8 protein-coding genes and 1 pseudogene are annotated in these 6,639 nt (G+C 72.8%); 7 read left to right on the top strand and 2 right to left on the bottom strand.

Going from position 1 to position 6,639, the window contains the following annotated elements:
* The 3 genes and pseudogenes from E1285_RS46175 to E1285_RS42335 form a co-directional block, all read left to right on the top strand.
* Positions 1–222, top strand: a pseudogene (locus tag E1285_RS46175) (hypothetical protein); the annotation flags it as partial.
* Positions 216–383, top strand: coding sequence for a hypothetical protein (locus E1285_RS46170; protein WP_165966995.1), 168 nt, complete (start codon positions 216–218; stop codon positions 381–383). The pseudogene E1285_RS46175 and the gene E1285_RS46170, both read left to right, overlap by 7 nt.
* Before the next feature lie 3 nt (positions 384–386).
* A complete protein-coding gene (locus tag E1285_RS42335) occupies positions 387–677 on the top strand; it encodes a hypothetical protein (protein WP_207947222.1) in 291 nt (96 codons plus the stop codon).
* A gap of 101 nt (positions 678–778) precedes the next feature.
* Here the strand turns inward: E1285_RS42335 and E1285_RS42330 are convergent, their stop codons facing one another.
* Complete coding sequence (locus E1285_RS42330; RefSeq protein ID WP_132160482.1) at positions 779–1,441, bottom strand: MarR family transcriptional regulator; 663 nt, start codon at positions 1,439–1,441, stop codon at positions 779–781.
* Positions 1,442–1,793: 352 nt separating this feature from the next.
* Here E1285_RS42330 and E1285_RS42325 point away from each other — a divergent pair, with 352 nt between their 5' ends.
* The 4 genes from E1285_RS42325 to E1285_RS42305 all read left to right on the top strand — a co-directional run bounded on the left by E1285_RS42325 (position 1,794) and on the right by E1285_RS42305 (position 5,932).
* Complete coding sequence (locus tag E1285_RS42325; RefSeq protein ID WP_132160480.1) at positions 1,794–2,117, top strand: DUF3263 domain-containing protein; 324 nt, start codon at positions 1,794–1,796, stop codon at positions 2,115–2,117.
* Between the two features lie 103 nt (positions 2,118–2,220).
* On the top strand, positions 2,221–3,042 hold the full coding sequence (gene otsB, locus E1285_RS42320; RefSeq protein ID WP_207947221.1) for a trehalose-phosphatase: 822 nt from the start codon (positions 2,221–2,223) through the stop codon (positions 3,040–3,042).
* A gap of 570 nt (positions 3,043–3,612) precedes the next feature.
* Positions 3,613–4,437 carry a hypothetical protein gene (locus E1285_RS42315; RefSeq protein ID WP_132160478.1) on the top strand — a complete coding sequence of 275 codons (825 nt, stop codon included), beginning with the start codon at positions 3,613–3,615 and terminating at the stop codon, positions 4,435–4,437.
* Positions 4,438–4,849: 412 nt separating this feature from the next.
* Positions 4,850–5,932: a hypothetical protein gene (locus E1285_RS42305; RefSeq protein WP_165966994.1), complete on the top strand. Its 1,083-nt coding sequence runs from the start codon at positions 4,850–4,852 to the stop codon at positions 5,930–5,932.
* A 6-nt stretch (positions 5,933–5,938) separates the two neighbouring features.
* On the opposite strand, the gene E1285_RS42300 is transcribed toward E1285_RS42305, so the two are convergent.
* Positions 5,939–6,532: a PadR family transcriptional regulator gene (locus E1285_RS42300; RefSeq protein WP_132160474.1), complete on the bottom strand. Its 594-nt coding sequence runs from the start codon at positions 6,530–6,532 to the stop codon at positions 5,939–5,941.
* Between the last annotated feature and the right edge of the window lie 107 nt (positions 6,533–6,639).

The raw sequence follows: 6,639 nt of genomic DNA, 5'->3' as shown, positions 1-6,639 counted from the left end.
CCCCTGCCCATGGACGAGTGGCCCACCGCCGCGCTGCCCGCCGTCCCGCCGCCCGATCCGGCTCATCCGCACGACCGCGAGCCGCCGCATCGCGCCGACCGGGAGCCGCCGCTCGGGTCCGTCCCGCCGGCGGACCGGCCGGACGACGAGCCGCGCGGGCGCCATTCGCGGCGCCGCGCACAGCCCTCCGACGACGAGGACTACCGCCCGCCCTGGTGGTGAACGCCGAGGTGGTGAGCGCCGAGGTGGTGAACGCCGAGGTGGTGAGCGCCGAGTGCGCGCGGTACTACACCGGGCGTAGCGCGAGTGCCTCCGGCCAGACGATGTGGCTGCCCGTACCCGTCGCCGAGCATCGACTTATCCGCACACAGGAAGGTCGATGAACGATGTTGATGACGTTGGCGACGCAGATGGCACCGGGCGGCTGGCACGACGGCGGCGACGCCCCGGCGTTCTGGCCGGTCTTCCCGATCACGTTCGGGCTGTTCTGGCTGGCCGTGCTGGGGGCGGCCTTCTACCTGATCCGCCGCCGGATGAACGGCGACGCCTCGGCGGCCGCGGCGGCGGCCGACCCGATGGCCAAGGCGCAGTCGGTGCTCGCCGAGCGGTTCGCCCGCGGCGAGATCGACGAGGACGAGTACCTGATGCGCATCTCGACACTGCGCAACGGAACCTGACCGGGTTCCGCCGGCCGTGAAGGCCGGCGGTCCGCGGCGTGCCGCCCTCCTCACGTGCCGAAGAGGGCGACACGCCGCATGTGTCCGTGGGGGCGGGTCCGTCAGTCGGCGCGGGCCTCTTCGAAGATCTTGTCGATGCCGTCCGCGTAGCGCGGGGTCCGGGCGGCGGTGTCGGTGAAGCGGGTGAGCAGCCGGGCGAACTCGCTCCGCTCGTGCGCCGTCCAGCCGGTCATGAGCTCGTCGAGGTAGGCGCGGCGGAACCGGTCGGCCACCTGCTTGACGCGCAGGCCGGACTCGGTGAGGCCGAGGTTGGCGCGGCGCGCGTCGACGGGGGACGGGCGCCGGGTCACCAGCCCGGCGTCGATGGCGTGCCCGACCAGGCGGCTCGCGGTGGAGGGGTCGATCTCCAGCCGTTCCGCGACGGCGCCGACGGTGATCTCGCCGGTCGGCCCGTCCGGCTCGGATCGTTCCCCCGGCCCGTCCATGCCGTGGGGCTCCTCGGCGGTGAGGGCGGCGACGGCGTTGACCACCATCAGGTTGGAGAGCTGCAGCGGACGGCCGCCGGTCCCGGCGGGGGTCTGGGCGCGGATCCGCTTCATGAGGTCGGGCTTGGCCCAGGCCCGGCGCAGTTGGAGCAGCGCCGCGCCGATGTCCGCGAGGACGGGGTCGGAGAGCGGCTCGCCGTGAGATTCTGGCGCGGCCTGTTCGTGTTCGGCCGTGCCCCGTCCGGCGGGCCGTTTCGTGGCGGGGGTCTCCGTCGCCATCCAAGGGTCTCCGTTTCGGTGCCTGTCATCGTCGGGGCATCGTCGGACGTCGCGCCGGACGCTGCGGTTTCCCCACCCTAACGGCTGTAGTGTGCACATGTTCAGGACGACTGTTACGGGTGATCCCACTGGGACACACGACGTTGAAGATCCCCTGGTGAACGGGGATGTGATCCACTGAACCGGCGGCTGCCGTTCCCCGCGAACCACCGGAACTTGTCGGCGCGGGCGCGTAACATGACACCCGCCCGAACCCGGACGACCCGGGATCAGTAACCACAGAGGGGACCTGATGCGAGCGGCGAACCCCCCCGGTGACCCCCGCGGTGATGTCCCCCCACAGGACGCACGCATGGACGATGGCCCAGTCCCCGAGACCGTGACCGATGACGAGGGCGGGGCGGACGACGCCGCCTTCCCCGCCGACCTGCTCTCCGAGCGCGACCGCCAGATCCTCGCCTTCGAACGGCAGTGGTGGAAGTACGCCGGAGCCAAGGAGCAGGCGATCCGCGAGCTGTTCGACATGTCGGCGACGCGGTACTACCAGCTCCTGAACATCCTGATCGATCGGCCAGAGGCGCTCGAGTGCGATCCGATGCTCGTCAAGCGCCTGCGCCGGGTGCGGTCGCAGCGGCAGCGCAGCCGTGCGGCACGCCGTCTCGGCATCCGGCCCTGACCCGGCCCGCCGACCGGACCATGTCACCGGCCGACCGGAGTCACCGGCGAACTCGCGCCGGGCGGTTCTGGCGACACCACGGACGAGAAGGTTCACTGGTCGGGTGACCTCTCCCCGCTCTGTGACGGCCGCCGGCGCCGACGGCCTCGACGCGATCCGTACCTCCCCGGCCGAGGCCGTGCTCGGCTTCGACTTCGACGGCACCCTCGCGCCGATCGTGGACGATCCGGCCTCGGCCCGGGCGCATCCGGACGCGGCCGCGGCGCTCGCCCGGCTGGCTCCGCTGGTGGGCGCCCTGGTGATCGTCACCGGGCGTCCCGCCGCGGTGGCGGTCGAGTACGGCGGTTTCGAGGGCATCGACGGCCTGGTGGTGCTGGGGCAGTACGGGCTGGAGCGCTGGGAGTCGGGCGTGCTGACCGTGCCCGAGCCGCCGCCCGGCGTCGCCGAGGCCCGCGCCAAGCTGCCCGATGTCCTGAAGGCGGCGGGTGCGCCGCCGGAGACGTTCATCGAGGACAAGGGACAGGCGCTGGCGGTGCACACCCGGCGCTGTGCCGAGCCGGAGGTCGCGCTGGAGCGGCTGCGGAGCATCCTGGCCGCGCTGGCCGAACGCACCGGGCTGACGGTGGAGCCCGGCCGGCTCGTCCTGGAGTTGCGTCCGCACGGGATGGACAAGGGGATGGCGTTGCGGTCGTTCCTCGCCGACCGCGGGGGCCGTCCGTCGGCCGTGCTGTTCGCGGGGGACGATCTCGGTGACCTGGCCGCGTTCGACGCCGTCGAGTCGTTGCGCGCGGAGGGGGTTCCCGGCGTGCTCGTCTGCAGCGGATCCACCGAGGTGACGGCGCTGGCCGAGCGGGCGGACGTGGTGGTGGACGGTCCCGCCGGAGTCGTCGGTTTCCTCGAAACCCTGCTCGGCCCGTCCTTCTGACATGCTCTGACCTCGCCCTGCGGTGCGGGTCGCCGTTCGCCGGGCCGGGTCCGGGCCGGTGCCGGGCCGGGGCCTTGTCGGTGAAGTGACAAGAGTCGTTCTCGGTTTTGTCGGATCTCGCGAGATTCCTGGGGTGCGTGCGGGGCACCCGCGCGCGTGGGGCAAAATATGGCGGATTGCGGTAAGTGTGTGGTTTGCGGGGTACCGCGCTAGGAAAGGCGAGGTCAGACGGTGGGCACTGAACCGGGACAACCGCGCCGTCCAGGCGAACCGCGGCACACTCCTCCCCAGGGAGCCCAATCGTCCCGCGCGACGCCCGTGGAAGGACTGCCGGTGCATCCGGCGACCCCCGAGCAGCCGGGCGGCCGGACGCCGCCGTCGGGCGCCCCCGTACCGCCGGGCGCGCCGGCGCGTCCCATCGTCCAGGGGTCGAGGCCTGACCAGGGGGCGAGGCAGGGACCCGAGCCGAGGGACTCCGGACCGCAGGAGCCACCGCGGGTCTGGGGAGGCCCGCCGGAGTCGCCCTCGCGGCCCGCGGAGGGATGGCCCGAGTCCGGCGGTCCGCGCCCGATGCGTGAGGAGGGCCCCGGCGCCTGGGCCGGAGCGCCCGAGGCGCAGGACGCGTACTTCGACCAGGACGGACCGGCCGGCCAGACCGGCCCGCGGGAGACCGGCGGCGTCCAGGTCCGGCTCGGCCCGCGGGCGCAGGCCCGCGAGCAGGAGCGCCGGCGCAGGGCGAGCCGGCGAACGGGCCGGCGCGGCATCCTGGCCGGCACGGGCGTGGTCGTCGTGGCCGGGCTGGTCGCGATCGGACTCGTCCTGACGCCCGGGGCGGAGGACGAGGGCGGGGCACAAACCGGTGAGGCGGCGGGTTCGAACGTCGAGAACGTCGAGCTTCCGGAGGCGGGGACGCCCGTCGAGGTCGGCACGGCCGACGGATCCCGGTACAAGCTCGCCACGGTGAGCACCGGGCTGGACGAGGAGGCGGCGACCCAGTCCGCGCCGCCGACCGGTACGGCATACCCCTACATCGACTACCTGCTCAGCAACCCGACGAACGAGGAGGCGCTGCTCGAGTACCCGGGTGACATCTTCGTCCAGCGCGACCTCATCGCGCCGTCCGGGCAGTCGCGGTGCGAGCCGCAGACCGGCGCGCCCGACGACTGGTGCACCCCGGCGACCGGCAGCAAGGTAGTGCAGCGGCTCGCAGGCGGGGAACTCGTCGAGGGTGACGGCGGCGACCAGTACATGCCGCCGGGCTCGACGTATCTGGTCCGCATCACGTCCCAGGTCCCCATCCAGCGCGATGTCACCGCCGCGGACATGAGGCTGTACGTGTGGAGGCAGCTCTACATGGCGGACAAGCCCGCCAAGCAGGTGCCCTTCCCGAAGTGAACCGTGCCGGAACCGGCCACGTAGTCCAGGGCGGACGCATGGCGCGAGGGCGGCCCGCATCGCCGTCCTGACTGGCGCCGCTGACATCGTGCCTTCGCATAACTCCTCGGTTGTCGGGCGAGTGACAAGAGTCGTATCCGGATTTGTCGGATCTCGCGAGACTCTGGTGACGCGCCTAGACCAGCCGTCCAATTGCGTCAAAATATGATGTAGTTCGGTGAGTGTGGTTCACGGGGGAATCACGCGAGGACATTGGGGAGGCTAAACGGTGGAGACGGAACCGGGACTCCCGCGCCGTCCAGGCGAGGTGAGAGGCAGCCCTCCCCAAGGGATTCCGTCCGCGAGGGCGACCCCCGTAGAGGGGACGCCGGTTCACCCTGCCCGGCCGGCGCAGCCGCCCCGGCAGCCGGTCGTGCGGACGCCGCCGGGTGCCCCGATCCCGCGGGGCGCGCCGACGAATCCCATCGTCCACGCGGCTTCCGGTCCGCAGGAGCCGCCGCGGGTCTGGGGCCGTCCGCCCGCAGCGCCGCAGCCCCCGGCTCCGCCCCGGGAGCCTGAGCGGGAGCCTTACGGCGGCGGGTCATGGGCCGGTGCCCCGGATGCCCAGGATCCCTACATCGAGCGGGACGCCTACGCCGAGCGCGACGCCTACGCTGAGCGGGACCCTTACGCCGAGCGCGACGCCTACGCCGAGCGGGACCCTTACGCCGAGCGGGACGCCTACCTGGAGCAGGAGGACGGGGCGTCGTCCACCGGGCCGATGAGGGCGCGGGAGACCAGCGGCGTGCAGGTGCGGCTCGGGTCGCGGGAACGCGAGGAGGAACGCCGGGCGCGGCGGCGGGCCGGGCGCCGCAGCGGGCTCGTCGCGGCGGGCGTGCTCGTCCTGGCCGGGCTGGTCACGATCGGGCTCGTCCTGACCAGCGGGTCCGGGGACGGCGGCACGGACGTCGCCGGTGAGCGGCGTTCGGGCGGCGGCTCCAACGTCCAGCTCCCCGAGGCCGGGGCGCCCGTCGAGGTCGGCACGGCCGACGGATCCCGGTACAGGCTCGCCACGATCACCAGCGGGGTGAGCGACGGCGCGGTGACCACGTTCCAGTCCACCCCGCCGGCGGGAACGTCGTTCCCCTACATCGAGTACATGCTCGGCAACCCGACGAACGAGAAGGTGCTGCTCGACTTCCCCGGCGACGTGTTCGTCACTCGCGAGCTCGTCACGCCCGAAGCGCGGGGGCGGTGCATGCCGCAGGCCGGCGTCCCCGAGGACATGTGCACGCCGCCGACCAAGAGCACGGTCGTGCGGCGGCTCGCCGGCGATGAGCTGATCTCCGGCGAGGGCGGTGACAAGTTCATGGCTCCGGGCGCGACGTACCTCGTGCGCGCAACCGTCGACGTGCCCGTCAAGAACGACCTGACCCGCAAGGACATGGGCCTGTACGTGTGGAAGCAGCTCTACATGGCCGACCAGCTGGCCAAGCAGGTGCCGTTCCCGGGCTGACCGCAGTCACTCGGCTTCGGGGTCATCGGCGAGGATCCCGTAGAGGCGGCGGCGGGCGTCGTTGACGACGTCCAGCGCACGCGCCTTCTGCGTCTCGCTGCCGACCGCCATGACCTGCTGGAGGGCTCCCATCAGCTGACCGATCGCCTCACGTCCGCGCAGGACGTTCTCGCCGGCGGCCGCGGTGACCTCGTCCCAGGGGGCGGTGGTCTGCGCCGACGCCGCCTCGCGGCCCGAGCCGGTGAGGGAGAACAGCCGCTTGCCGCCCTGCTCCTCGCTGCTGACCAGGCCCTCGTCCTCCAGCATCTGGAGGGTCGGGTAGACCGAGCCGGGGCTCGGCCGCCAGACGCCGCCGGTGCGGCCGTCCAGCTCCTGGATCATCTCGTAGCCGTGCATGGCCCGCTCGGCGAGCAGGGCGAGCAGCGCCGCACGGACGTTGCCGCGCCGGGTCCGCCGCCCGCGGCCACCGCGCCCGCGATGGCCGGGTCCGGGGCCGAACCCCGGACCGCCGGGCCCCCACGGTCCGAACTGGTCGCCGCGGCGCCCGCGCTGCTGGGGCCCGCGGGGGCTTCCGCGCCCCCGCATCGTTGTGTCACGCATCGCAGTCTCCTTAACTAGTGATCGGTTGCGATGCCTCAACGATATATCGGAATAGGTCGCAAATCAACACCCTGGGAGGGACTGGGAGGGGGAGGGCAGAACGGAAG

The sequence above is a fragment of the Actinomadura sp. 7K507 genome (genome assembly GCF_004348425.1).
Lineage (GTDB): Bacteria > Actinomycetota > Actinomycetes > Streptosporangiales > Streptosporangiaceae > Spirillospora.
The sequence above is the reverse complement of the archived record's forward strand: the minus strand, read 5'-3'. Positions and strand labels throughout refer to the sequence as shown.

Excerpts from the sequence above, each read along its gene's own strand:
- E1285_RS42335 (WP_207947222.1), top strand. The coding sequence starts at position 387 with ATGTTGATGACGTTGGCGACGCAGATGGCACCGGGCGGCTGGCACGAC.
- E1285_RS42330 (WP_132160482.1), bottom strand. The coding sequence starts at position 1,441 with ATGGCGACGGAGACCCCCGCCACGAAACGGCCCGCCGGACGGGGCACG.
- E1285_RS42325 (WP_132160480.1), top strand. The coding sequence starts at position 1,794 with ATGGACGATGGCCCAGTCCCCGAGACCGTGACCGATGACGAGGGCGGG.
- E1285_RS42315 (WP_132160478.1), top strand. The coding sequence starts at position 3,613 with ATGCGTGAGGAGGGCCCCGGCGCCTGGGCCGGAGCGCCCGAGGCGCAG.
- E1285_RS42300 (WP_132160474.1), bottom strand. The coding sequence starts at position 6,532 with ATGCGTGACACAACGATGCGGGGGCGCGGAAGCCCCCGCGGGCCCCAG.